The following is a 22,342-nucleotide window of genomic DNA, read 5'->3' as shown; positions in this document are numbered from 1 at the left end:
TAAACTTGCAGTATGTTATTTTGGCATGAATCACTCTGGATGGGTTGAGCTCAACCGTTGCTTGGGGCCGATATTTGTGAGGATACTACGAGATAGACGATCGGTATGGCGACCTCCCTCACCACAGTATTCATCCGGAATAGACCTTTAGCAGTTGCGGCAGCGGTGGTGCTTGCGGCCTCGATTTCAGGCAAACTGATGAGTGTGCGGATGGGAAGCATTCATGGGTAAGCCGGGAGTAGACGTCGCTTATTGGGCTGTCTCTGCCGACCAAAGTTCACATGATAATCAACTTTTTCCCAAAAAAGTATTCTCACCAGTGAAACCTTGACCGCGTCGCTGTTGACAACGATTTGCAGCGCAAGGATGACAATCACGACTGAGTGTCCCTAAAGGGTCTTCCCACTCACGCTAGAGACTAAACAGGCAAGAGTTGGACAATGATCAGCAACACAATGGTCGCTCCCTTGTATATAAAATCTCCATGGCAGAGCATATGGCTGGCTTAACAAGGTATGGCGAGGTTGTACTTAAATATAATAACAGCGACATTTATTTCTTGTTGCTAATCAGTTTGAGGCTATATTGAAATCTAATTCCTATCCCCTGCGTCAGCGCCGTGACGATATTCAGGGCCTTCGTGTCGTTAGTGCATTACTCGTCTTTTCCTTCCATGTTTTCTTCTCAGGGGTCTCGGGTGGGGTTGACGTTTTTTTCGTAGTATCAGGTTATTTCTTGGCGTCAAACGCGGTCAAGAGAGACGAACTAAGGGTGCTTCCGCCTCTGCTTTCTTTTTATCGTAACTTCTTATTGAGAGTGGCGCCACAAGCGATTGTTGCACTGTTAGGCATTTTGCTGTTGCTGCTTTTCCTGATGTCGCCAATGGTCTGGGCAACCAATCTGCGCGATATCGCTGCAAGCGCCCTGTACCTTGAAAATTTTCGCCTTATCAACCGTGGGCATGACTATCTGGCGAGAAGCGAGTCGCTTACGGTGGTTCAGCATTTTTGGGCAGTATCGCTGATCGGCCAAACATATTTTGTGTGGCCCTTCATCATCAAACTGAACAAATTATTGATGCGCTGGTTTATACGTGAACCTCGCAAAATGCTGACACTGCTCGTTTCTGTTCTTACGCTTGCATCGTTCTGTTGGTGTCTTTACTTTACGCATACTTCTCCTTCCAGTGCGTATTTCGATTTCTTCTCGCGTTTTTGGGAGTTCGGCTGCGGCGTACTTCTCGGCATCCAAAGCACGAAGGCACAGCAAATGCCACGCCATGCAGCTGTCTTGTCCTGGCTTGGTCTCGCTGCTCTGGTTAGCTGTGGCTTCCTGATTGGCTCTACACTCGCCTTTCCTGGCTACGCGTCGGTATGGCCAGTAGCAGGTGCGCTTCTGTTCATACGTTATGGGGATCCAGAGAAGCAACTCAACCCGAGCTGGTTGTTATCGCGTCCGCGGCTGGCCAATCTGGGAGCCATATCGTTCGGTGTCTACCTTTGGCACTGGCCGCTGTATGTTGTTTTTGGAAACAGCACTGACCATACAGGCGCGTTACCACTCATGCCCGGGCTTGGGGTGTTATTTCTTTCTATTATCTGTGCCATTTTAAGCAAGAAAATCGTAGACTGGTTTTTCTCACATAAGCTTGTTTCGTCTAGCAAGACACTGGTACCACTCAGCTTTCTTTCGCTCCTGTTCCTGATTTCTTCGTCCAGCGAATTTGCTCGCAGGGAAGTCAATAAAAAAGGCCGCTCCTGGGATGCGGCCAATATGCACTCAACCGGTTTCGTTCTGCCCGGCCCATTCAGTGTTCGTGGTGACAATGCGTCCGTCTACAAAAGCGGATGCCATCAGCATGGCACTGGCGTCGAAGTGAAAACCTGCAGTTTTGGTAGGAACGACGCGGCAAGGAAAATAGTATTGGTTGGCGGTTCACATTCCACCCATTGGCTACCTGCACTTGTCCTTCATGCTGAAAAAGAAGATTGGCAGGTCATTTCGATTACCAAATCCGGGTGCTTGTTCGGCGATCCTGCCGATGAGGAGATTTTCCGTAACGCTCATACTTCATGCCGAACCTGGAACCTAGCGGCAATACGCGAGATTACTGCGCTTAAACCGGATCTGGTGGTTACCCTTGCAACGCGATCCGTCTACTATCCGCAGGGACGGACTGAATATGTACCAGAAGGGTATCTGTCGTATTTTCGCCAATTGAAAGCGAATGCGATTCCTGCACTCGCACTGCGCGACAATCCATGGATGGGCAAGGACATTCCGATGTGTGTGTACTCGCCAATAGTTACCGACAAGGATATCTGCGGTCAGGACCGTCATCAGGTATTGCACGACGATGCTTACTTCGAGGCAATAAAAATCCTTCCCTCAAATGTCCGAGTGGCTGACTTAAGCTCGCAATTTTGTGACGACATTCGTTGCTGGGCAGTAAAAGATGGGATTGCCATATATAGGGACAGCAACCATATGACGGCGAGCTATGCAGAGCGGATCTCACCAGCATTGCGAGATGCTGTCAATAACGCCCTTTTCCACGCAGACACAGAACCGAAGGCGAAACCCTAGAAAGCAAAAAGCCCAGAATGAAATTCTGGGATAGATCCTGCCTGACAGAACTTCATGATGACATACGAGCCTTATTGGACGGCTTTTCGCGGGGTGGCGATTGATTCCCCTTCCATCTGGTGTCTCGGCGGCGGGCTTCGCTATGCTGAAGCTAATACGCGACCACTCAATGAGCTCTTTAAGGTTGCGCTCGGAGCTCCCAGCAAATCCTCGGTTTAGCAACGACTCTTTGCCAGAATTAATACAGGCACTCGGTTGGACGCGAACGAACGATAGTGGCATCGCCATCCTGACGACTTCGGGCGGAGTAATTCTTGCTCTTGGCGAAGGTCATATGATGCTTCGCTGCGTGCTTTTCGATTACGTAGAGGCCAATCGGCCACCTTGGATTATGCTCGCTCTCGACGGCAGAACGAGAATGCTTAGCTTCGCCCCAATCGAATTCGGCCAATCCATGAACGAAGCTTATTTAGCGGAAGGATACGACGACGAAGTAGTAGTTTTTTGGGACCGTCTCGCGGCAATCGCTAGGGGGCAAAAGGATACTAGCCTGAGTGCGATCAGAAGACATAAGGAACGATTGTCGTTGCGGTATGAAAAGCAAAGAACCGGCCGCGATCCTCAATGGCGTTCAATCGAAAGCAACGGTGATGGATACGATGTGATGTCTATTTGTTTCGGCAGAAAACTTCGCCTAGAGACAAATTCAAGTGAAAACTATCACCATAGGTATCTCTGGAACCCTGCATTTGACGCGCAATGAGTGGGACGCCACGGTGACAATGAGGCATCACGCATTTCACTTGTGGAATTTGAAAGATATGGGCGAGCCGAAGCTGGCTGTAATCAGCAGAGATCAAATGAGTGTCCATGTCCCTAACGACGCCGGAGCTGGCTTATGGCAAGAGGTAGAAGTGCCAATGCGCGAGTTTGGCGAACACTTTATCCCCGTCGAGGCTTGATTGATCGTTTCGGCGCCTAGTTGTTGACGATCGCCCTTAATTGGCCCGCTTAGAAATGGTTAAAAAACTCCGAAGCAACTATGATGTCCAAACGGTTCACTCATGTGGGAGCACGCCATGTGGACGGCAGAGCACCGGTGCGGCATAAGGTCTCGCGGCTGAAGGCGCGGGGAGGCTATCCCAGAGATATCAGCTACCAGGAGTGGAAGTTCGTCGGGCCGCTACTGCCAGGCATAGCTCGTACTGCACGCCCTCGAAAGGGTTCTGTCGCGTTAGCGGTTAGTTGCCCGAATCTGGCTGTGGACCTACAATCCAGGCCGGCCCAACATGGCGCTCGGCGGTATTACGCCAAAACAGAAATTGGCACTGGCCGCTTAACCTCTACTTTTAGCGTGCTCTAAAAATGGGGGGATTACCATCCGAAAGTTCCGCCTCTTGTGGTTTCGCTCTTGGTGCTGACAGAATCAAGTGAGGTGCTAGTGGAGACGCAAGACTGGGGTGGTGGGGTATCTGCACCCCACTATCTAGAGAGCATTTGTGTGACGGTGCGAAACCGTCAGCAGCATCCCGTCTGCAGCGACGGGTTAAACACAGTTCGAAAACGCTCCAGGCCTCACAAAGAATTTGGAGTAAAAACGGATGTTGTGCTATCGCAGACGTTATCGGCAGAGTGAGGACGACGTTTCCGGCGCTGTCGGGACGCCGACATCCGATATTCACCTGAAGGCAGGCTAAGTGCGCTTCAATAGGAAAATTCTTGGACTAACTGGTCACGCTTAGCTATTTTTTCCTGTAGACGCATCTAACGCTAAAAGTGGAAAAAACTGCCTACATGGCGCCTACACGGCTCTGCAATGAGACAAGGGGTTACAACTAAATAGCTGTAACCCCTTGATTTTATTGGTGCCGACTGCAGGACTCGAACCCGCCACCTGATGATTACAAATCAACTGCTCTACCTGATGAGCTAAGTCGGCATGATCTTAAGACAACGATTATACGCTATTTGATCCTGGTCAAGGTCGGACGTCCGCCTTTCTTGGGCGGTTCGTCATCCCCACCTGGCGCGGGCGGCGGCGTATCGGCCACCACCGGCGAATCCACGCCCTTCGACGGCACTGCCGACAGCGCCGGCGCAGCCGGTGCGGTTCCGACAGTATCCGACTCCGAAGCCGAACCTTCCGGCGCCGCGCCCACCTCGAACGCCATCCCTTGGCCATTCTCATTGGCATAAATCGCCAACACATTGTGCACAGGGATATAGATCTCTCGCGAGACGCCATTGAAGCGCGCCCGGAAGTGAATGGCGTCATTGTCCATCTTCAGCCCCGACGTCGCGCCGTAGCTGATGTTCAGGATGATCTCGCCCTTGCGCACATATTCCATCGGCACCGTGGTTCCCCCATCGACCTTGACGGCGATATAGGGCGTGAAGCCGCTGTCCGTGCACCATTCGTAGATGGCGCGCAGCAGGTAGGGTTTGGTGGAGATCTCTGCCATGGTGGTGTTGTCCAGGAATACAGGCTGTCACGCCAGTCTACCGGATTCGCCCCGGGGGCGTCCATTTACCGGCGTAGTAAAGCTATCAAGCAAACAAGGGCGGGACAAACGCATCCCGCCCCGGCACATCAACGACGCATCACTTTCTCGGACGGGGTCAACGCCTCGATATAGGCCGGACGCGAGAAGATGCGCTCGGCATACTTCATCAGCGGCGCCGCGGTCTTCGACAGTTCGATGCCATAGTGGTCCAGGCGCCAGAGCAGCGGAGCAATTGCCACGTCCAGCATCGAGAACTCGTCACCCAGCATGTACTTGTTCTTCAGGAACAGCGGCGCCAGCGTGGTCAGGCGATCGCGGATTTCGGCGCGCGCCTTGTCGTGGTTCTTGTCGTTCGACTTGTTGCGCTCACTTTCCAGCGTGTGCACGTGGACGAACAGCTCTTTTTCGAAGTTGAACAGCATCAGGCGGGCACGGGCGCGCATCAGCGGATCGGCCGGCATCAGTTGCGGATGCGGGAAGCGCTCATCGATGTACTCGTTGATGATGTTCGATTCGTACAGGATCAGTTCGCGCTCGACCAGGATCGGTACCTGGCCGTACGGGTTCATGGTCGAAATATCTTCCGGCTTGTTGAACAGGTCGACGTCGCGCACCTCGAAGTCCATGCCCTTTTCGAACAGGACGAGGCGGCAGCGTTGGGAGAACGGGCACGTGGTGCCGGAGTAGAGAACCATCATGGTTTATAGTTCCTTAAGAAACAAAGGGGTGTAGCGCAAAGCACTCACCCCATAGAAATGATTGCCCGTATTATAGCCAACCGGGCAAGGAAAACGAATTACTTCACTTCTTTCCAGTACGATTCGTTCAAGCGCCAGGCCAGGAACGAGAATACCGTCAGGAACAAGAGCACGATTACACCCAGCCGTTTGCGGGTATTTTGCGCTGGCTCAGCCATCCAGACCATGTAGGCAACCAGGTCGGCGGTGGCGGTGTCGAACTCTTGCTGACTCATGGTTCCGGGCGCTACCTGCTCGAAGCCGGCGAACTTGTGCACCATCTTGCCTGGCTCGTGCGGATCGGCTTCCTCGGCGAACTTGGCGACGCGTACGCCCTGCTGCTGCCACATGGCGTGCGGCATCGCAACATTCGGCACCACCATATTATTCCAGCCGGTCGGACGGGTATCGTCCTGGTAGAAGGTGCGCAGATAGGTGTACAGGTAGTCGGCGCCCGAGCCCGCAGGCGATGCCTTGGCGCGTGCAATCACCGACAGATCCGGCGGCACGGCGCCGAACCAGGCCGCCGCATCTTTCGGCCGCATCGCCGTCGTCATCATATCGCCCACTTTGTCGGCAGAAAACAACAGGTTGTCACGAATCTGGTCTTCCGAAAGACCGAGGTCGCGCAAGCGGTTGTAGCGCATCGAGGCTGCGGCGTGGCAATTCAGGCAATAGTTGACGAAGATCTTGGCGCCATTCTGCAGCGACGCCATATCGTTGCGGTCCGGTGCGCGGTCCAGCGGGATGCCGCCTTCGGCGGCGAAAGCCAGTCCCGGCACCAGCGCCAGGACTGCAATCAGTTTCTTTGCAAACAATTTCATGTCGTGTCCTTGTGCTCTTGTCCGGTGATCAATGCGGGGTGAAGGTGACACGGGTCGGCACCGGCTTGAAGGTGCCCATCGTGCTCCACCACGGCATCAGCAGGAAGAACGCAAAGTAGGCCAGGGTGCACACTTGCGACAGGAGGGTGAAAGCGGGGGTCGGCAACTGGGTGCCCAGGTAGCCCAAGGTCACGAACACCAGCGCAAACAGGGCATATACCCATTTGTGCCAGTCCGGACGGTAGCGCAGCGACCTGACCGGCGAATGGTCGAGCCATGGCATGCCGGCGATGATCATCACCGACGAACCGAACAGCACCACGCCCCAGAATTTCGCATCCAGCACCTGCGGCAGCATGCCGATCACCAGCACCAGGCCGATCACGGCGATGATCGCCTTGGTGCGGAACGCCAGGCGCGACTTGAGCCAGATGAAGGCCACGTACAGGGCCACGCCGGCCATCAGCACGTACATGAAGTCGGCCGTGGTGGCGCGCAGCACCGAATAGAAGGGCGTGAAGTACCAGGTCGGCGCGATGTGGGCCGGGGTCTTCATCGAGTCGGCCGGCAAGAAGTTGTTGTACTCCAAGAAGTAGCCGCCCATCTCTGGTGCGAAGAACACCACTGCCGAGAACAGCAGCAGGAACACCGAGACGCCGAACATGTCCTTGGTGGTGTAGTAGGGGTGCGACGGGATCGAGTCGAGCGGATGGCCGTCCGGGCCCAGGTGGTCGGCGACCTCGATGCCGTCCGGGTTGCTCGAGCCGACTTCGTGCAGCGCCGTCAGGTGGGCCACCACCAGGCCGATGATCACCAGCGGCAGCGCGATCACGTGGAAGGCGAAGAAGCGGTTCAGGGTGGCGTCCGAGACCACGTAGTCGCCGCGGATCCAGAGCGACAGGTCTTCGCCGATCACGGGAATGGCGCCGAACAGGTTGACGATCACCTGGGCGCCCCAGTACGACATCTGGCCCCATGGCAGCAGGTAGCCGAAGAACGCCTCGGCCATCAGGCACAGGAAGATGCCGAAGCCGAACAGCCAGACCAGCTCGCGCGGCTTGCGGTAGGAGCCGTACATCAGCCCGCGCGCCATGTGCAGGTAGACCACGATGAAGAAGGCCGAGGCGCCGGTCGAGTGCATATAGCGCACCAGCCAGCCCCACGGTACTTCGCGCATGATGTATTCGACCGAGCCGAAGGCCAGCGCGGCATCGGGCTTGTAGTGCATCGTCAGGAAGATGCCGGTGACGATCTGCAGCACCAGCACCAGGGCCGCCAGCGAGCCGAACAGGTACCAGAAGTTGAAGTTCTTGGGAGCGTAATACTTGCCCCACTGGTCGTTCCACAGCTTCGACGCCGGGAACCGGTCATCCACCCAGGCCAGGGCTTTCTCGTGTGCCGGTGCATTGGCGGGGAGCTTGGTCTCCTTGTACGCGCCCATGGTTATGCCTCGCCTTTCTCGTCTTTGCCGATCACCAGCTTGTTATCGGAGAGATACATATACGGGGGAACGTCCATATTCGTCGGCGCCGGCTTGTTCTTGAACACGCGTGCGGACAAATCGAAGGTCGAGCCGTGGCAGGGGCACAGGAAGCCGCCCGGCCAGTCGTCGGGCAGGTTCGGCTGCGGGCCGGAGGCCAGGCGCGAGGAGGGGGAGCAACCCAGATGGGAGCAGATACCGACCGTGACCAGCACTTCCTTGTGCTCGGCGCGCGAGCGGAACGCGTTCTTGGCGTATTCCGGCATCGGCAGCTGGAATACCTTGTCGGAGCCGGGGTCGGCCAGTTCGCCCTGGTCTTTCTCGAGCGTGGCCATCATTTCGGGGGTGCGGCGCAGGATCCAGACCGGCTTGCCGCGCCATTCGACAACTTTCATGCCACCCGGCGCGACGTCGGAAATGTCGACCTCGACCGGGGCTCCCGCCGCCTTTGCGCGCTCGGAAGGCTGGAAGGTGCTGACCAGGGCTCCCGCCGTGGACGCACCGACGACGCCGCCTGCCGCGCATGTCGCGACCAGCAAACCGCGTCGGCCCGAATCGACCTGCTTTTCATTACTCATACCAACCCCACTCCGTGAATATACGAATTTTAAGAATTAATAGCGAGCTTCCAGCATCCAAAATTATATGTGAACGGCAATACCTGAGGGAAAAAAATTGTCTGGGCTACACGCTTTGGCAGAATGGTCTTTTGTGCTCTTGCAGCATTCGGGTGCGGGACAGCCTGCGGAGCCTTCGGGTATCATGCAAATGCTTGTATCAACAACAACGAGGGGATCCCAAATGGCGATGATGGAAGAGTTCAAGAAGTTTGCGATGCGCGGCAATGTGATCGACCTTGCCGTCGGCGTGATCATCGGTGGCGCCTTCGCGCGCATTACCGACTCGCTGGTCAAGGACATCGTGATGCCGCCAATCGGCGCGGTGCTCGGTGGTCTCGACTTCGCGAACTATTATATTCCTCTCAACAACCAGGGTTATAACCTCCCCTTGGCAGAGGCGCAAAAGGCCGGAGCTGTGTTGGCATACGGTAATTTCCTGACCATTTTGCTGAACTTTATCTTGCTCGCCTTCATCATCTTTCAAATGGTGCGCGTCATTAACCGCCTGCGCGGTCCGGCAGAAGCTCCCAACCCGGCTCCCGCAGTTACGCCAGAAGATATTGTCCTGCTGCGTGAAATACGGGATTCCCTGAAAAAGTGAAAGACGATATCGTCCACGAACTCAAGCGTCCGCATCCATTGCGGCGCTTTTGGCTGCTGTTCGCGCAAACGGTGACGATTGCGCTGGCGGCCTGGTTCGTGGTCGCTGCCCTGCGTCCCGAATGGCTCGAGAGAAAGCCCGATACGGTCGCGGTCGGCGCCCCCGGCAGGCAGGTGCCGATGCTGCAGGCGCCGTCGCGGGCCGCGGGCGGCAGTTTCCGCGACGCCGCTGCCAGGGCGATGCCGGCAGTGGTGAATATTTATACCAGCAAGGCCTCGCGCCAGTCGCATCCCTTGCTGAAAGACCCGTTCTTCCGCCGCTTCTTCGGTGACCGCGCGCCGCCCGACGAGCAACTGGCCAGCCTCGGTTCGGGCGTCATCGTCAGCAGCGATGGTTATATCCTGACCAATTTTCACGTGATCGAGGGGGCCGACGCGATCGAGGTCGGCCTGGCCGACGGCCGCAAGGCCGCCGCGCGCCTGGTCGGCACCGATCCCGAAACCGACCTGGCCGTGATCCGCGTCAGCGAGCGCAACCTGCCTGTGATGGTGCTGGGCGACCCCGAGGGCGCGCAGGTGGGCGATGTGGTGCTGGCGATCGGCAACCCCTTCGGCGTCGGCCAGACCGTCACCCTGGGCATCATCTCGGCACTGGGCCGCAACAACCTGCACATCAACCATTTCGAGAATTTCATCCAGACCGATGCCGCGATCAATTTCGGTAATTCGGGTGGTGCGCTGGTCGATACCGATGGCCACCTGCTGGGCATTAACTCGGCGATTTATTCGCAGACCGGGGGCTCGGTCGGCATTGGCTTCGCGATTCCCGTGTCCACCGCCAAGACGGTGCTCGACTCGATCGTCAAGCACGGCAGCGTGGTGCGCGGCTGGATCGGCATCGAATCGCAGGACATCACGCCCGAACTGGCCGACAGCTTCGGCCTGGCCAAGCGCAGCGGCGCCATCATCGCCGGCGTGGTGCGCGGCGGGCCGGCCGACCGCGCTGGCATCTTGCCAGGCGATATCCTGGTGGCCGTGGCCGGCGACAAGGTCGGCACCACCAGCGATATGCTGAACCTGATCGCCAAGCTCGAGCCGGGCGTCAAGACGCCCATGACCATCCTGCGCCAGCGGCGCGAAGCCACGGTCGAGGTGACAGTGGGCCGCCGGCCGCGCCAGGCGCCCTGAATATTTTAATTGGAACACTTGAGTACCATGCATCTGCGCGACCTCACGCAATACCTGACCGAACTAAGCGACAACAACAACCGGCCCTGGTTCCTTTGGAATAAGCCGCGCTATGACATCCTGCGCACCGAGTTCGAGGAAACGGTGACCGAGCTGATCCGCGCACTGACGACGTTTGACAAGCAGGTGGCGGCCTGCAATCCGAAAAAGGCCATGTTCCGGATCCACCGCGACACCCGGTTCTCGAAGGACAAGACGCCCTATAAAACCCGGTTCTCGGCCGGCATCACCCCCTACGACAAGCGGCGCCCGAGCGCGGGCGGCGGTTCGACCTATTATTTTCATATCGAGCGCGACGGCAAGCTGGGTTTCGGGGTGGGCGAGTACCTGCCGCCGGCGGCGCGCCTGAAGGCGATCCGCGAGCACATCGTCAACGATGCGATGGGTTTCGCCAAAGTATTGAAGAATAAGCATCTTCGCGCCACCTATAATGACATGCTGGAAGAGGACAAGCTGCAGCGTCCACCCAAGGGTTTCGACCCCGATCATCCGCATGTCGATTACCTGAAACTGAAGAGTTTCTTCGTGTGGACCGAGGTGGACCTGGACCTGAACGCACCGGATCGGCTGGTGCCGCGGCTGGCGCAAGGATTCCAGGACGCCTATGCGCTGGTTGCATGGCTGCGCAGCGTGCCGGAACCGCAAGAAGAAACGACGAACACATAGAGGAGGGCGACATGGCCTTGCATCACGCAGTATCCGGCGAAAAAATTGCTTTGCAACGCGGCGACGACGACATCGCCCATTTCACTTCGGTGGCCCTGGTCAAGACCGAGCACCTGGAACTGATCCGGCTGGTGCTGCCGGTCGAGCGGCCGATCCCCGAGCACAAGGTCGATGGTGAGGTGACGATCGTGTGCCTGGAAGGCGAGATCGCGGTCGACGCGCACGACAAGACGACCAGCCTGCAGCCGAACGAGATGGTCTATCTGGCCGGTGGGGTGCCGCACACGATTCGCGCGGTGCAGGACGCGGTGGCCTTGATGACCATCCTGATGGGACCTGAACGCTCCGGCGGACCGACCGGGGCCTGAACACGCGGGTCGGGGTGGCGGCTTGCCGCCAACCCGACGCGTCCTGGCCATTCGGTCAAACCATCACGCCAGCTCGACCCGCGGATCGCGCGCCAGCAACTGCGCCGCCATCTGCGCCGCTTCGACTCCATCGAACAGCACGCTGGCCACCGCCTCGGTGATCGGCATATCGACTCCCATCCCGCGCGCCAGTTCGCGTACCGCCTTGGCGCACGGCACGCCCTCGGCCACATGCCCCAGTTCGGCCACGATCGTGTCCAGCGCCTTGCCCTGGGCCAGCGCCAGGCCCACGCGTCGGTTGCGCGACAGGTCGCCGGTGCAGGTCAGGATCAGGTCGCCCATCCCCGACAGCCCCATGAAGGTTCCCGGCTGCGCCCCCAGCGCCAGTCCCAGGCGGGTGATCTCGGCCAGTCCGCGCGTGATCAGCGCCGCGCGCGCATTCAGGCCCAGCCCCAGTCCATCGGCGGCGCCGGTGGCGATCGCCATCACGTTCTTGACTGCGCCGCCCACTTCCACGCCGACCAGGTCGTCATGCGAATACACGCGCAGATTGTCGCCATGGGCCGCCGCCACCACCCGCTCGCGCAGTTCGGCATTGGCCGACGCCACGGTCAGCGCGCATGGCAGGCCGCGCGCTACTTCTTGTGCGAACGAGGGGCCGGACAGCGCCGCGCCCGGCACGCTGTCGCCCAGCACCTGGGCCACCACCTGGTGCGGCAGCAGGCTGGTGCCGGCTTCGAAGCCCTTGCACAGCCAGACGACATTCGGGATGGCGCGGCCACGCAATTGTTCCAGCAGCGGGCGCAGGCCGGCCACCGGGCAGGCCAGGATCAGCAGCGGCGCGTCCTGGCCCAGGCCGGACGACACATGGGCCAGCGCCGCCTCGAAGTCGGCGCTCACACGCAAGGCTTCCGGCAGCGGATGGCCCGGCAGATAGGCCAGGTTGTCGCGTGCGGCGTCGGTGTCGAGCATTTGCTGCCGATTGCGGCCCCATAGCAGCACGTCATGGCGCGCGGCCAGGGCGATGGCCACGGCGGTGCCCCAGGCGCCGGCGCCGAGGACGGTGATCTTGGTGTTGGGTTTGTTCTGTTGCATGGAACTCCTGGTGGTTACAGGCCCCAGATGTCCGAGACCTTGATATAGCCGACCACGCCGTCGCGATGGCGCACGCGCGCCCAGACGAGGGCATGCGGATCGACCAGTTCAAGTAATACGCCCTTGTCGGCGGTCATCAGGACCGCCGAGGTGTCGTCGGGGCCGGCATGGACCCGGCCACCGGGCGTGCGTACCAGCACATTGCGGCGTGGCGCCAGCACCCGGGCCTGGGTCCAGGCCACGTCGCCGTTCATGTCGCGCACCTTGACCCACTCGCCATAGGCGATCATGACCTGCAGCGGCATGCCGGGCGGCGCCAGGTAGAGTTTGTTGCCCTTGGCCGATGGCGTTTCGTACAGGATCGCGGCGGTCGTGCCGACCGTCTTGAAATCGAAGGCGACCACGTGCGGGGCCGCCAGCACTGTCATCACGAACAGTGGAGCACCTGCGAGAAGTCGGTGAGGGAGCATGGCGGGCCTGGGTTGTGGGTGGAACCGCGACGCCGGAAGGCTGGCACGGACGCGGCATGCACCGCGTCCGTGAAGTAGTACTTAGTTTGCCGGTGCGGCGGCAGCTGCTTCGGCCATGGCCGCGGCGCGCTGCTGGTAGAAGGCTTCGAAGTTGATCTCGGCCAGGTGCACTGGCGGGAAGCCGGCGCGGCTGATCACGTCGGCGATGTTCGCGCGCAGGTACGGGTAGATGATGTTCGGGCAACCGATGCCCAGCAGCGGATCCATCTGCTCGGCAGGGATGTTGCGGGCTTCGAAGATGCCAGCCTGCTTGCCTTCCACCAGGAACGCGACCTTGTCCTTGACCTTGGCGGTGACGGTGATCGTCACGGTCGACTCGTAGATGCCTTCGGCGATGCTTTCGGCGCCGACGTCGAGCGACACTTCGATGGCCGGCGCTTCCTGTTCCAGGAAGATCGATGGCGAATTCGGTTGCTCCAGCGACATGTCTTTCAGATAGACGCGTTGGATTTGGAATACTGGTTGCAGAGTTTCGTCAGACATGGAACGCTTTCTAGTAATAGTGGGGAGCGGCGGGCCACTCCGGGTGCTTTGGTCGGGCGCGACCTCGGATCAAACGCGACGGCAATTGTAGCAAAACCAACTAGGAAGCAATAGCATCTTGCCGCCGCATTCAGCCCGATCAGCTTACTCGCCCTTGAGCATGGGGTCCAGGCGTCCGGCCTGGTCCAGCGCATACAGGTCGTCGAAACCGCCGACATGGGTGTCGCCAACATAGATTTGCGGCACGGTGCGGCGGCCGGTGCGCTGCATCATGATCTGGCGCTGTTCCGGGTCGAGGTCGACGCGGATGCGTTCGATATCGTGGATTCCCTTGGCTTCGAGCAGGCGCTCGGCGCGCACGCAATAAGGGCAGGCTGCGGTGTGGTAGAGAACGACGTGAGCTGTCATGATGGATCCTTTACGTGTCTGCCCGATCGAAAAGCGACCGGACGGGTTACTTGGTGACCGGCAGGCCTGCAGCCGTCCAGGCCGCCAGACCGCCTTCCAGGCTGTGGACGTCGTCGAAGCCGGCCGCCTGCAACTGGCGCGCGGCCTTGTCGCCGCGGGCGCCGGTCTGGCACACCACCACCACGCTGCGGTTCTTCGACTTGTCCAGTTCGCCGATGCGATTGCCCAAGTCTGCCAGCGGGATGTGTTTCGCGTCGCGCAGGTGGCCGGCCGCGAATTCTTCAGCGCTGCGCACGTCCACGATGGTGGTCTTGCCGCGGTTGATCATCTGCGTTGCCTGCAGCGGGGTCACGCGTTTTCCGCGCGGCGCCACGGCCGGCCACAACAGGGCTGCGCCCGAAATCACAGCGATCGCCACGATGAAAATATTATCGAGTATGAAATTCACAAGGGTTCCGTTGGTTGAACTGAATCGGAGCATTATAAAATAGATGTCGGACCGGACTTCAAACTGACTTTTCAAGAAGAGAACCCATGTACAAGATCGTATTCATGCGCCACGGCGAATCCACCTGGAACCTGGAAAACCGCTTCACCGGCTGGACCGACGTCGACCTGACCGAAAAAGGCGTGGCCGAGGCCAAGGCCGCCGGCCGCGTGCTCAAGGAGGCCGGCTTCACCTTCGACGTGGCCTATACCTCGGTGCTCAAGCGCGCCATCCGCACCCTGTGGCTGGCGATGGACGAGATGGATGCGATGTACCTGCCGGTCAAGAACGACTGGCGCCTCAACGAGCGCCACTACGGCGCCCTGCAGGGCCTGGACAAAGGCGAGACCGCCGCCAAGTTCGGCGACGAGCAGGTGCTGGTATGGCGCCGCAGCTACGACACCCCGCCGCCGGCGCTCGAGAAAGACGACGAGCGCACCAGCTTCGGCGACCCGCGCTATGCCGCCCTCTCCGATGAGCAAATTCCCCTGACCGAATGCCTGAAGGACACCGTGGCGCGCGTGATGCCGGCCTGGGACGACGAGATCGCCCCCGCCATCCGGGCTGGCAAGAAGATCTTGATCTCGGCCCACGGCAATAGCCTGCGCGCCATCATCAAGATGCTCGACAATATCAGCGACGCCGACATCGTCGGCCTGAACATCCCCAACGGCCAGCCGCTGGTGTATGAGCTCGACGCCGACCTCAAGCCGATCAGGCACTACTACCTGGGCGACCAGGACGCGATCGCCGCCGCCATGGCGGCCGTGGCCAACCAAGGGAAGGCAAAGTAAGTCTTGCATTTGCCATCCATGAAGGGAGCCGCCAGCGGCTTGCTCTGCACGCTGCTGGCGGTCGCGCTGTCCGGCGCGTTCGCCACCGATGCCTGGGCCCAGCGCCAGACCGAGCGCAGCCGCCAGAAGGTGGCTGCCGAGAAGCAGCGCGCCGGCATCCAGCAACAACTGCAGGCGATCAAGCGCGACATCAGCCAGACCGAAAGCGCCAGGGAAGACGCGGCCGATACGCTGGCCGAGTCCGAGGCCGCCATTTCGAACGCCAACCGGGCCCTGCGCGACCTGGAGGAAGAGCAGGACGCCACCAACACGCGCCTGCAAGACCTGGCCACGCAGCAGGGCCAGCTGTCGCAAACGATCGCCGCCCAGCAAAAGCAGTTGGCCAAGCTATTGCGCGAGCACTATGTGGCTGGCAATGAAGACCGGATCAAGCTGCTGCTCTCGGGCGACAACCCTAACCGCATCAGCCGCGACCTGCAATTGATGGCCTATGTCTCGCAGGCCCAGGCGCGGCTATTGCACGCGCTGCGCAGCAACCTGGTCCAGGTCGAGGCCAACCGCGACCAGGTCGAGAACGCCCAGCAAGAGCTGGAAGAAATCGCCCAGGAGCAGCTCGACCAGAAGGCATTGCTGGAAAAGGAAAAAGCCAAGCGCGCCGCCTTGCTCAGCACCTTGTCGAGCCGCCTGACCGACCAGCGCAAGCAGGCCGACCGCCTGGAGCGCGACGAAGAACGCATGTCGGGCCTGGTGACCCGCCTCGAGCGCCTGATCCGCGAGCAGGAAGAAGCCGAGCGCCGCCGCCAGGTGGCCCTGGCCGCGGCGCGTGCCAAGGCCAAGGCCGCGGCCGAGGCGAAAGCGAAGGCACTGGCGGCGGCGCGCGCGAAAGCGGCCGCCGAGAAGGCCGAGCGCGACCGCGAGCGCGAACGCATCGCGCGCGAAAACGCCAAGCCGGGCGCCAAGCCCAAGCCAATGCCCGAGCCGATCAAGGAAGCGCCGATCCTGGCCCAGGAGCCGGTCGAAGAAGACACCCGGCCGAGCGAACCGCCGCCGCCGATCCTGGGGCCGGCCGCTGCCAGCGGTTCGTTCACGGCGCTCAAGGGCCGCATGGCCAGCCCGGTCAACGGCAGCGTGGTGGCGCGCTTCGGCGGCCGGCGCGGCGATGGCCCGACCTGGAAGGGCAATTTCATCAAGGCGCCGGAAGGCGCCGAGGTGCGCGCCGTGGCCCCGGGCCGGGTGGTGCACGCCGACTGGATGCGGGGCTTCGGCAACCTGATCATCGTCGACCACGGCGATGGCTACCTGTCGATCTACGGCAACAACCAGTCCCTGCTCAAGCGCCCCGGCGACAGCGTGCGCGCCGGCGAGGCGGTGGCCAGCGCGGGCAATACCGGTGGCAATGAAGAATCGGGGCTATACTTTGAACTCAGGCATCGCGGCAAGGCCATCGATCCGGCAGGCTGGGTCAGGTTCTAACAAGGTACAACATGGGCATCAAAGCAAGGCATTTCGGGCTGGTCGGCGTGGGCGTGCTGGTGGGCGTGGCGGCGTCGTTCCAGCTGTCGGCCCATGCGCAAAAGTCGGGCGCGCCCTTGCCGCTGGACGAATTGCGCCAGCTGGCCGATGTCTATGGGCTGATCAAGACCGACTACGTCGAGCCGGTCGAGGATAAGAAGCTGCTGTCCGAGGCGATCGGCGGCATGGTCGCCTCGCTCGACCCGCACTCGGTCTACCTCGACCAGAAGGCCTTGCGCGACATGAACGAGGCGGTGCAGGGCAAGTTCGTCGGGGTCGGCGTCGAGATCTCGAACGAAGACGGTTACATCAAGGTGGTGTCGCCGATCGAGGATACGCCCGCCTTCAGGGCCGGCGTCAAGCCGGGCGACCTGATTACCCGCATCGACAATGTTCCGGTACGCAATATGTCGTCCGATGAGGCGATCAAGCGCATGCGCGGCAAGGTCGGCAGCAAGGTCACGCTGACCATTGCCCGTCCCGGCGAAGACAAACCCTGGGTGGTGCCACTGGACCGCCAGGAAATCAAGGTCGTCAGCGTCAAGGCCAAGATGGTCGAGCCCGGCTATGCCTGGCTGCGCATCAGCCAGTTCCAGGAAAATACCCTGGACGAGCTGGCGAAAAAAACCAAAGAGCTGTATGCCGAGCAACCTGACATCAAGGGCCTGGTGCTCGACCTGCGCAACGATCCCGGCGGCCTGCTGCCGGGCGCGATCGGGGTCTCGGCGGCGTTCCTGCCGCAGCCGGACCAGGTCATCGTCAGCACCAAGGGCCAGGTGGCCGAGTCGAACCAGGCCTTCTATGGCCGGCGCGAATTCTATGCCCAGCGCGGCGACCCGCTGGCCGGCTTGCCGGCCGGCCTCAAATCGGTGCCGATGGTGGTGCTGGTCAATGGCGGCTCGGCATCGGCGTCCGAAATCGTGGCCGGCGCGCTGCAGGATTACCAGCGCGCGATCGTGATGGGCAGTCGCACCTTCGGCAAGGGCTCGGTGCAGACCCTGCGCCGGCTGTCGGCCGACACCGCGATCAAGCTGACCACGGCGCGCTACTACACGCCCAAGGGCCGGCCGATCCAGGCCACCGGCATCGAGCCCGACCTGCGGGTGGACGAGTCGGCCGAGGGCGACCTGCTCAATGCGCTGCGCGTGCGCGAGGCCGACCTGCAGCGCCACCTGGTCGCCGAGGGCGACAAGAAAGATACGCCGGCCAAGGACCAGGCAGGCAGCCTGGCGCAGCAACAGCGCGCGCTGGCCCTGCTCAAGGACCGCAAGCCGCTCGAGTTCGGCGGCAACGACGATTTCCAGCTGGCGCAGGCGATCAATCACTTCAAGGGCATGCCGGTGCAACTGGCCAAGGGTGTGCCGGACGAAGACAAGCCGGTGCCGGCGCCGTTGCCGGGGGCGGAGCAGAAATTGCCTGAGTTGAACGCGCCACCGAAGAAATGATGTTGGGGCATCCCCGCCCCCACACCCCATGAACGACAATCAACTCCTGCGCTACTCGCGCCACATCCTGCTCGACGACATCGGCATCGAAGGCCAGCAGCGCCTGCTGGCCGCCCATGTCGTGATCATCGGCGCCGGCGGCCTGGGATCGCCGGCCGCGTTGTACCTGGCCTCGGGCGGCATCGGCCGCCTGACGCTGGTCGACGACGACACGGTCGACCTGACCAACCTGCAGCGCCAGGTCATGCACACCACCGACCGCATCGGCCAGCCCAAGGTCGATTCCGGCCGCGCCGCCCTGCTGGCGATCAATCCCGAGATCGAGGTCACGGCCCTGGCCGAACGCGCCGGCCCCGAACGCCTGTTGGCGCTGGCCCGCAGCGCCACCGTCGTGCTCGACTGCAGCGACAACTTCGCCACCCGCCACGCCGTCAACCGCGCCTGCGTGGCGGCCGGCGTGCCGCTGGTCTCGGGCGCCGCGATCCGCTTCGACGGCCAACTGGCGGTGTTCGATCCGCGCCAGCCGGAGGCGCCGTGCTATGCCTGCCTGTTCCCGGAAGACAGCGGTTTCGAAGACGTCGCCTGCGGCACGATGGGGGTGTTCGCGCCGCTGGTCGGCATTGTCGGCGCGGTCCAGGCCGCCGAAGCGATGAAATTGATCGCAGGCGTGGGCGGGTCGCTGGCCGGCCGCCTGCTGATGCTGGACGGGAAATTCATGGAATGGACTGACGTCAAGGTGGCGCGCAATGGCGCCTGCCCCGTGTGCGCGGTGCGCGGGGGCAAGCCGAACGCGGTTTGATGAAGACCGGCTTAAGGACACGGATCCACAGTGTCATGACAGGCGTAGGTAGCTTACAATTGCACACCCGCCTTCGGTAGCGATGTAACGATCCTCACAGTTTTGTATGCAGTTTCATCCGTAGTATTGTCCTGTCATATTTCGGACTTATACTGTCCCTGTTCCACCGATTCACAGCCTAATCACACCGCATATGAATTTCCAACGCACACAACGTCGCGCCCGCGGCTTCACCCTGGTCGAGATCATGGTCGTCGTGGTCATCATCGGCATCCTCGGCGCCCTGGTCGTGCCTAAATTGCTGGGTCGTACCGGCGAGTCGCGCATTACCGCCGCCAAGGTCGACATCGCCACCATGATGCAGGCCCTCAAGCTGTACAAGCTCGACAACCAGCGCTATCCGACCACCGAGCAGGGCCTCAACGCCCTGATCGCCAAGCCGACCTCCGGCCCGTCCGCCAATGGCTGGAAAGAAGGCGGCTATATCGAGAAACTGCCGAAGGACCCGTGGGGTAACGCCTACCAGTACCTGTCGCCGGGCGTGAAGGGCGAGATCGACGTGTTCTCCTACGGCGCCGACGGCCAGCCGGGCGGCGCCGGCGACGACGCCGACGTCGGTTCCTGGCACTAAGTTCTACCATGCCGGCCTGGCGCGCGCGGCGCTCGTCCCTCGGCTTCACCCTGGTGGAGCTGCTGGTCGTGCTGGTCATCATCGGCATCACGCTGGGACTGGCCACGCTCAACGCCATCCCGAGCCCGCGCCAGGACCTGGAAAACGAGGCCAAGCGCATCGCGCTGCTGCTGCAACTGGCGCGCGACGAAGCCATCGTGCGCAACCGCCTGGTGGCGTTCGAGGCCAACGGCGAGCGCTACCGCTTCATGGTGCGCGGCGACACCGGCTGGGCGCCGGTCACGCGCGACGACCTGTTACGCGAACGCAGCTTCAAGAATCCGCCGCTGCGCCTGCTGCTCGAGCCGTCCGGGACCGGCGGCCCGGACATGCTGCGCATCACCTTCGGGCGCGAGCCGGTCGACCGGCCCTTCGTGCTGACGCTCGCATCGGGCGCCAATGCGGTCGCGATCCGGGCCGACGGCGTCGGCCACTTCACCGTCGAATGACGCACCGAACCGCCATGTCCTCTCGCCGCGCCTCAGGATTCACCCTGCTCGAAGTGCTGGTGGCGCTGGTCATCGTCGGCACCGCGCTGGCCGCCGGCCTGCGCGCGGTGGGCAGCCTGACCACCAACAGCGCCGGCCTGCGCGCCTCGATGATGGCGACCTGGTCGGCCGAGAACCGGCTGGTGCAGATCCGCCTGGGGCGCGAATTCCCCGAGATCGGCAAGCGCAGCTTTCCCTGCCCGCAAGGCGACCTGGATCTGGTGTGCGAAGAAGAAGTCATCACCAGCCCCAATCCGCTGTTGCGCAGGATCGAAGTATCGGTCTTCGACGCCGACAATCCCGGCCGCCGCATTGTCAAACTCATCCAACTGGTCCTGAGGCCTTCCTCGCTATGAAGATCGGGTCGCGGCATGCGGGCTTCACGCTGGTCGAGCTCCTGGTGGCGATCGGCATCCTCGCCATGGTGGCCGTGCTCGGCTGGCGCGGGCTCGATGGCATCGTGCGCGCGCGTGTGGCGCTCACCAACGAGATGGAAACCACGCGCGGCATGCAGCTGGCCTTCGCCCAGATGCAGAACGATTGCGAAAACGCCGCCGGCAGCGAACTCATGCGCGGCCGGCCGGCGCTGCTGTGGGATGCCGATCGCCTGACCCTGGTGCGCAAGGTGTATGTCGAGCACGAGCCGTCGCGCCTGCAGGTGATCAGTTACCGCGTCGTCAACGGCCAATTGATCCGGCGCGAGTCGCCCGGCACGCGCGACCTGGACCAGGTCGGGCAGCTATGGCAGGCGCTGGCCTCGGATGCGCCGGCCGACAATGCGCCGTCGGTGGTGCTGCAGGTCGGCGTGACCGCGATGCAAGTGCAGGGCTGGCAAAACAATGCCTGGCGCAATGAGCCGACCGCGGTCGGCGCCACGGGCGAGCAGCCGCCGGGCGGCGTGCCTGCGCCGCCCACCGTCAATGCGCTCGAACCGACCGGCGTGCAGGTGGCGCTGACCGTGCAGGGCCTGGGCCAGCCGATGGTCAAGGCCTTCCTGCTGGGAGGCACCTGATGCGGCGCTCCTGGCACTCCCGGCGCCGCCAGCGCGGCGTGGCCGTGGTCACCGCATTGCTGCTGACCACGCTGGCGATCTCGATCGTCGCCAGCCTGTTCTGGCAGCAGCAGGTGCAGGTGCGCTCGATGGAAAACCAGCGCCTGCAGCTGCAGACCAAGTGGATCCAGCGCGGCGCCCTCGACTGGGCCAGCGTGATCCTGCGCCAGCCTTTCGGCAACCGCATCTCGCTCGACCAGATCTGGGCCACGCCACTGGCCGAGACCCGGCTCGACCAGTACATCGAACGTGAGCGCATCCAGGGAGAAAACTTCACCGCATCCCTGTCAGGGCAGGTTTACGACGCCATGGCGCGTTACAATCTGAACAACCTGGCCAGCGGCGGTGTGCGCGACCCGGTCGAGACCGAAGTGCTGGGGCGCTTGCTGACCAATCTGCGTCTGGAGGCGCGGCTGGCGCGGCCGATCGCCGACCTGGTCGCCGCCGGCCAGCCGCTGACGGCGCAGGATCCGATCAACCCGATCGCGGGGCCGCAGACCCCGCGCACCGGCAATCCGATGCCGGTGATGCGGGTCGACGACCTGCTGGCGGTGCAGGGCGTCAAGCCTGAGGCGGTCGAGGCCCTGCGCCAGTTCGTGATCGTGCTGCCGGCGGAGGCGACGAAGGTGAATGTGAACACGGCGCCGGCCGAGGTACTGGCGGCGGTCTTGCCCGGCTGCTCGGTTTCTCAAGCGAATGCGCTGGTGGAACAGCGCAAGCGGATACCGTGGAATGATGTTGGGATATTTTCGGGTGAAGCACAGTGTCTGGCAGAAAACGCACAGCCGAAGATCGACGTCACCAGCACCTTTTTCCTGGTGCAGAGCCGCATCCGGCTCGACCGGGCGGCGCTCGATGCCGAGTCGCTGGTGCAAAAAGGCTCCCTGGCCAGCCGCGGTGGGGTGAACGTGATCTGGACCCGCCAGAACTAGAAGAAAGCGAGATGG

25 protein-coding genes and 1 tRNA gene are annotated in these 22,342 nt (G+C 61.5%); 15 read left to right on the top strand and 11 right to left on the bottom strand.

What is annotated here, in order from left to right:
* Positions 1–585 precede the first annotated feature (585 nt).
* A complete protein-coding gene (locus tag GNT67_RS02475) occupies positions 586–2,586 on the top strand; it encodes an acyltransferase family protein (RefSeq protein ID WP_159628252.1) in 2,001 nt (666 codons plus the stop codon).
* 454 nt (positions 2,587–3,040) lie between these two features.
* Positions 3,041–3,349 (top strand): hypothetical protein, encoded by a 309-nt coding sequence (locus GNT67_RS02470; protein WP_159628250.1) that lies wholly within the window; start codon positions 3,041–3,043, stop codon positions 3,347–3,349.
* Positions 3,350–4,449: 1,100 nt separating this feature from the next.
* On the opposite strand, the gene GNT67_RS02465 is transcribed toward GNT67_RS02470, so the two are convergent.
* The 6 genes from GNT67_RS02465 to petA form a co-directional block, all read right to left on the bottom strand.
* A tRNA-Thr gene (locus GNT67_RS02465) sits at positions 4,450–4,525 on the bottom strand.
* Between the two features lie 25 nt (positions 4,526–4,550).
* Complete coding sequence (locus GNT67_RS02460) at positions 4,551–5,048, bottom strand: ClpXP protease specificity-enhancing factor (RefSeq protein WP_159628248.1); 498 nt, start codon at positions 5,046–5,048, stop codon at positions 4,551–4,553.
* A gap of 128 nt (positions 5,049–5,176) precedes the next feature.
* Complete coding sequence (locus tag GNT67_RS02455) at positions 5,177–5,788, bottom strand: glutathione S-transferase N-terminal domain-containing protein (protein ID WP_159628246.1); 612 nt, start codon at positions 5,786–5,788, stop codon at positions 5,177–5,179.
* Positions 5,789–5,886: 98 nt separating this feature from the next.
* Positions 5,887–6,651, bottom strand: a complete 765-nt coding sequence (locus GNT67_RS02450; RefSeq protein ID WP_159628244.1) for a cytochrome c1 — start codon at positions 6,649–6,651, stop codon at positions 5,887–5,889.
* A 28-nt stretch (positions 6,652–6,679) separates the two neighbouring features.
* On the bottom strand, positions 6,680–8,092 hold the full coding sequence (locus GNT67_RS02445) for a cytochrome b (RefSeq protein ID WP_159628242.1): 1,413 nt from the start codon (positions 8,090–8,092) through the stop codon (positions 6,680–6,682).
* Positions 8,093–8,094: 2 nt separating this feature from the next.
* Entirely contained in the window at positions 8,095–8,709 is a 615-nt protein-coding gene (gene petA, locus GNT67_RS02440; protein WP_159628240.1) for a ubiquinol-cytochrome c reductase iron-sulfur subunit, read from the bottom strand.
* A gap of 223 nt (positions 8,710–8,932) precedes the next feature.
* On the opposite strand from petA, the gene mscL reads away from it, so the two are divergent.
* The 4 genes from mscL to GNT67_RS02420 are packed head-to-tail and all read left to right on the top strand — an operon-like array spanning position 8,933 to position 11,633.
* On the top strand, positions 8,933–9,352 hold the full coding sequence (gene mscL, locus GNT67_RS02435) for a large conductance mechanosensitive channel protein MscL (protein ID WP_159628238.1): 420 nt from the start codon (positions 8,933–8,935) through the stop codon (positions 9,350–9,352).
* 38 nt (positions 9,353–9,390) lie between these two features.
* The gene (locus GNT67_RS02430; RefSeq protein WP_201447562.1) at positions 9,391–10,539 is read left to right on the top strand and encodes a trypsin-like peptidase domain-containing protein; all 1,149 of its coding nucleotides are present in this window, start codon (positions 9,391–9,393) and stop codon (positions 10,537–10,539) included.
* 27 nt (positions 10,540–10,566) lie between these two features.
* Positions 10,567–11,265 (top strand): DUF2461 domain-containing protein, encoded by a 699-nt coding sequence (locus GNT67_RS02425; protein WP_159628234.1) that lies wholly within the window; start codon positions 10,567–10,569, stop codon positions 11,263–11,265.
* Between the two features lie 11 nt (positions 11,266–11,276).
* On the top strand, positions 11,277–11,633 hold the full coding sequence (locus GNT67_RS02420) for a cupin domain-containing protein (RefSeq protein WP_159628232.1): 357 nt from the start codon (positions 11,277–11,279) through the stop codon (positions 11,631–11,633).
* A gap of 63 nt (positions 11,634–11,696) precedes the next feature.
* On the opposite strand, the gene GNT67_RS02415 is transcribed toward GNT67_RS02420, so the two are convergent.
* The 5 genes from GNT67_RS02415 to GNT67_RS02395 all read right to left on the bottom strand — a co-directional run bounded on the left by GNT67_RS02415 (position 11,697) and on the right by GNT67_RS02395 (position 14,597).
* A complete protein-coding gene (locus GNT67_RS02415; protein WP_159628230.1) occupies positions 11,697–12,728 on the bottom strand; it encodes an NAD(P)H-dependent glycerol-3-phosphate dehydrogenase in 1,032 nt (343 codons plus the stop codon).
* Positions 12,729–12,742: 14 nt separating this feature from the next.
* Positions 12,743–13,198 carry an SH3 domain-containing protein gene (locus GNT67_RS02410; protein ID WP_308637919.1) on the bottom strand — a complete coding sequence of 152 codons (456 nt, stop codon included), beginning with the start codon at positions 13,196–13,198 and terminating at the stop codon, positions 12,743–12,745.
* An 81-nt stretch (positions 13,199–13,279) separates the two neighbouring features.
* Positions 13,280–13,741: a protein-export chaperone SecB gene (secB, locus tag GNT67_RS02405; RefSeq protein ID WP_159628228.1), complete on the bottom strand. Its 462-nt coding sequence runs from the start codon at positions 13,739–13,741 to the stop codon at positions 13,280–13,282.
* 144 nt (positions 13,742–13,885) lie between these two features.
* Positions 13,886–14,149 carry a glutaredoxin 3 gene (gene grxC, locus GNT67_RS02400; protein WP_159628226.1) on the bottom strand — a complete coding sequence of 88 codons (264 nt, stop codon included), beginning with the start codon at positions 14,147–14,149 and terminating at the stop codon, positions 13,886–13,888.
* 46 nt (positions 14,150–14,195) lie between these two features.
* A complete protein-coding gene (locus GNT67_RS02395; protein WP_159628224.1) occupies positions 14,196–14,597 on the bottom strand; it encodes a rhodanese-like domain-containing protein in 402 nt (133 codons plus the stop codon).
* 86 nt (positions 14,598–14,683) lie between these two features.
* Between GNT67_RS02395 and gpmA the strand changes: the two genes are divergently transcribed.
* The 9 genes from gpmA to gspK all read left to right on the top strand — a co-directional run bounded on the left by gpmA (position 14,684) and on the right by gspK (position 22,327).
* Positions 14,684–15,430, top strand: a complete 747-nt coding sequence (gene gpmA / locus GNT67_RS02390) for a 2,3-diphosphoglycerate-dependent phosphoglycerate mutase (protein ID WP_159628222.1) — start codon at positions 14,684–14,686, stop codon at positions 15,428–15,430.
* Positions 15,431–15,448: 18 nt separating this feature from the next.
* The gene (locus tag GNT67_RS02385; RefSeq protein WP_159628450.1) at positions 15,449–16,903 is read left to right on the top strand and encodes a murein hydrolase activator EnvC family protein; all 1,455 of its coding nucleotides are present in this window, start codon (positions 15,449–15,451) and stop codon (positions 16,901–16,903) included.
* Positions 16,904–16,914: 11 nt separating this feature from the next.
* A complete protein-coding gene (locus tag GNT67_RS02380) occupies positions 16,915–18,387 on the top strand; it encodes a S41 family peptidase (RefSeq protein WP_159628220.1) in 1,473 nt (490 codons plus the stop codon).
* A gap of 28 nt (positions 18,388–18,415) precedes the next feature.
* Positions 18,416–19,186, top strand: coding sequence for a HesA/MoeB/ThiF family protein (locus tag GNT67_RS02375; protein ID WP_159628218.1), 771 nt, complete (start codon positions 18,416–18,418; stop codon positions 19,184–19,186).
* A 193-nt stretch (positions 19,187–19,379) separates the two neighbouring features.
* Positions 19,380–19,817 carry a type II secretion system major pseudopilin GspG gene (gene gspG / locus GNT67_RS02370; protein WP_159628216.1) on the top strand — a complete coding sequence of 146 codons (438 nt, stop codon included), beginning with the start codon at positions 19,380–19,382 and terminating at the stop codon, positions 19,815–19,817.
* 8 nt (positions 19,818–19,825) lie between these two features.
* A complete protein-coding gene (locus GNT67_RS02365) occupies positions 19,826–20,305 on the top strand; it encodes a GspH/FimT family pseudopilin (protein WP_159628214.1) in 480 nt (159 codons plus the stop codon).
* 14 nt (positions 20,306–20,319) lie between these two features.
* Complete coding sequence (gspI, locus tag GNT67_RS02360; RefSeq protein WP_159628212.1) at positions 20,320–20,700, top strand: type II secretion system minor pseudopilin GspI; 381 nt, start codon at positions 20,320–20,322, stop codon at positions 20,698–20,700.
* Complete coding sequence (locus GNT67_RS02355; protein ID WP_159628210.1) at positions 20,697–21,356, top strand: PulJ/GspJ family protein; 660 nt, start codon at positions 20,697–20,699, stop codon at positions 21,354–21,356. Before gspI ends, GNT67_RS02355 begins: the two co-directional genes overlap by 4 nt.
* Positions 21,356–22,327 (top strand): type II secretion system minor pseudopilin GspK, encoded by a 972-nt coding sequence (gene gspK, locus GNT67_RS02350; RefSeq protein WP_159628208.1) that lies wholly within the window; start codon positions 21,356–21,358, stop codon positions 22,325–22,327. The genes GNT67_RS02355 and gspK overlap by 1 nt, the downstream gene beginning before the upstream one ends.
* Positions 22,328–22,342 lie beyond the last annotated feature (15 nt).

It is taken from the genome of Massilia puerhi (assembly GCF_009861485.1).
The sequence above is the reverse complement of the archived record's forward strand: the minus strand, read 5'-3'. Positions and strand labels throughout refer to the sequence as shown.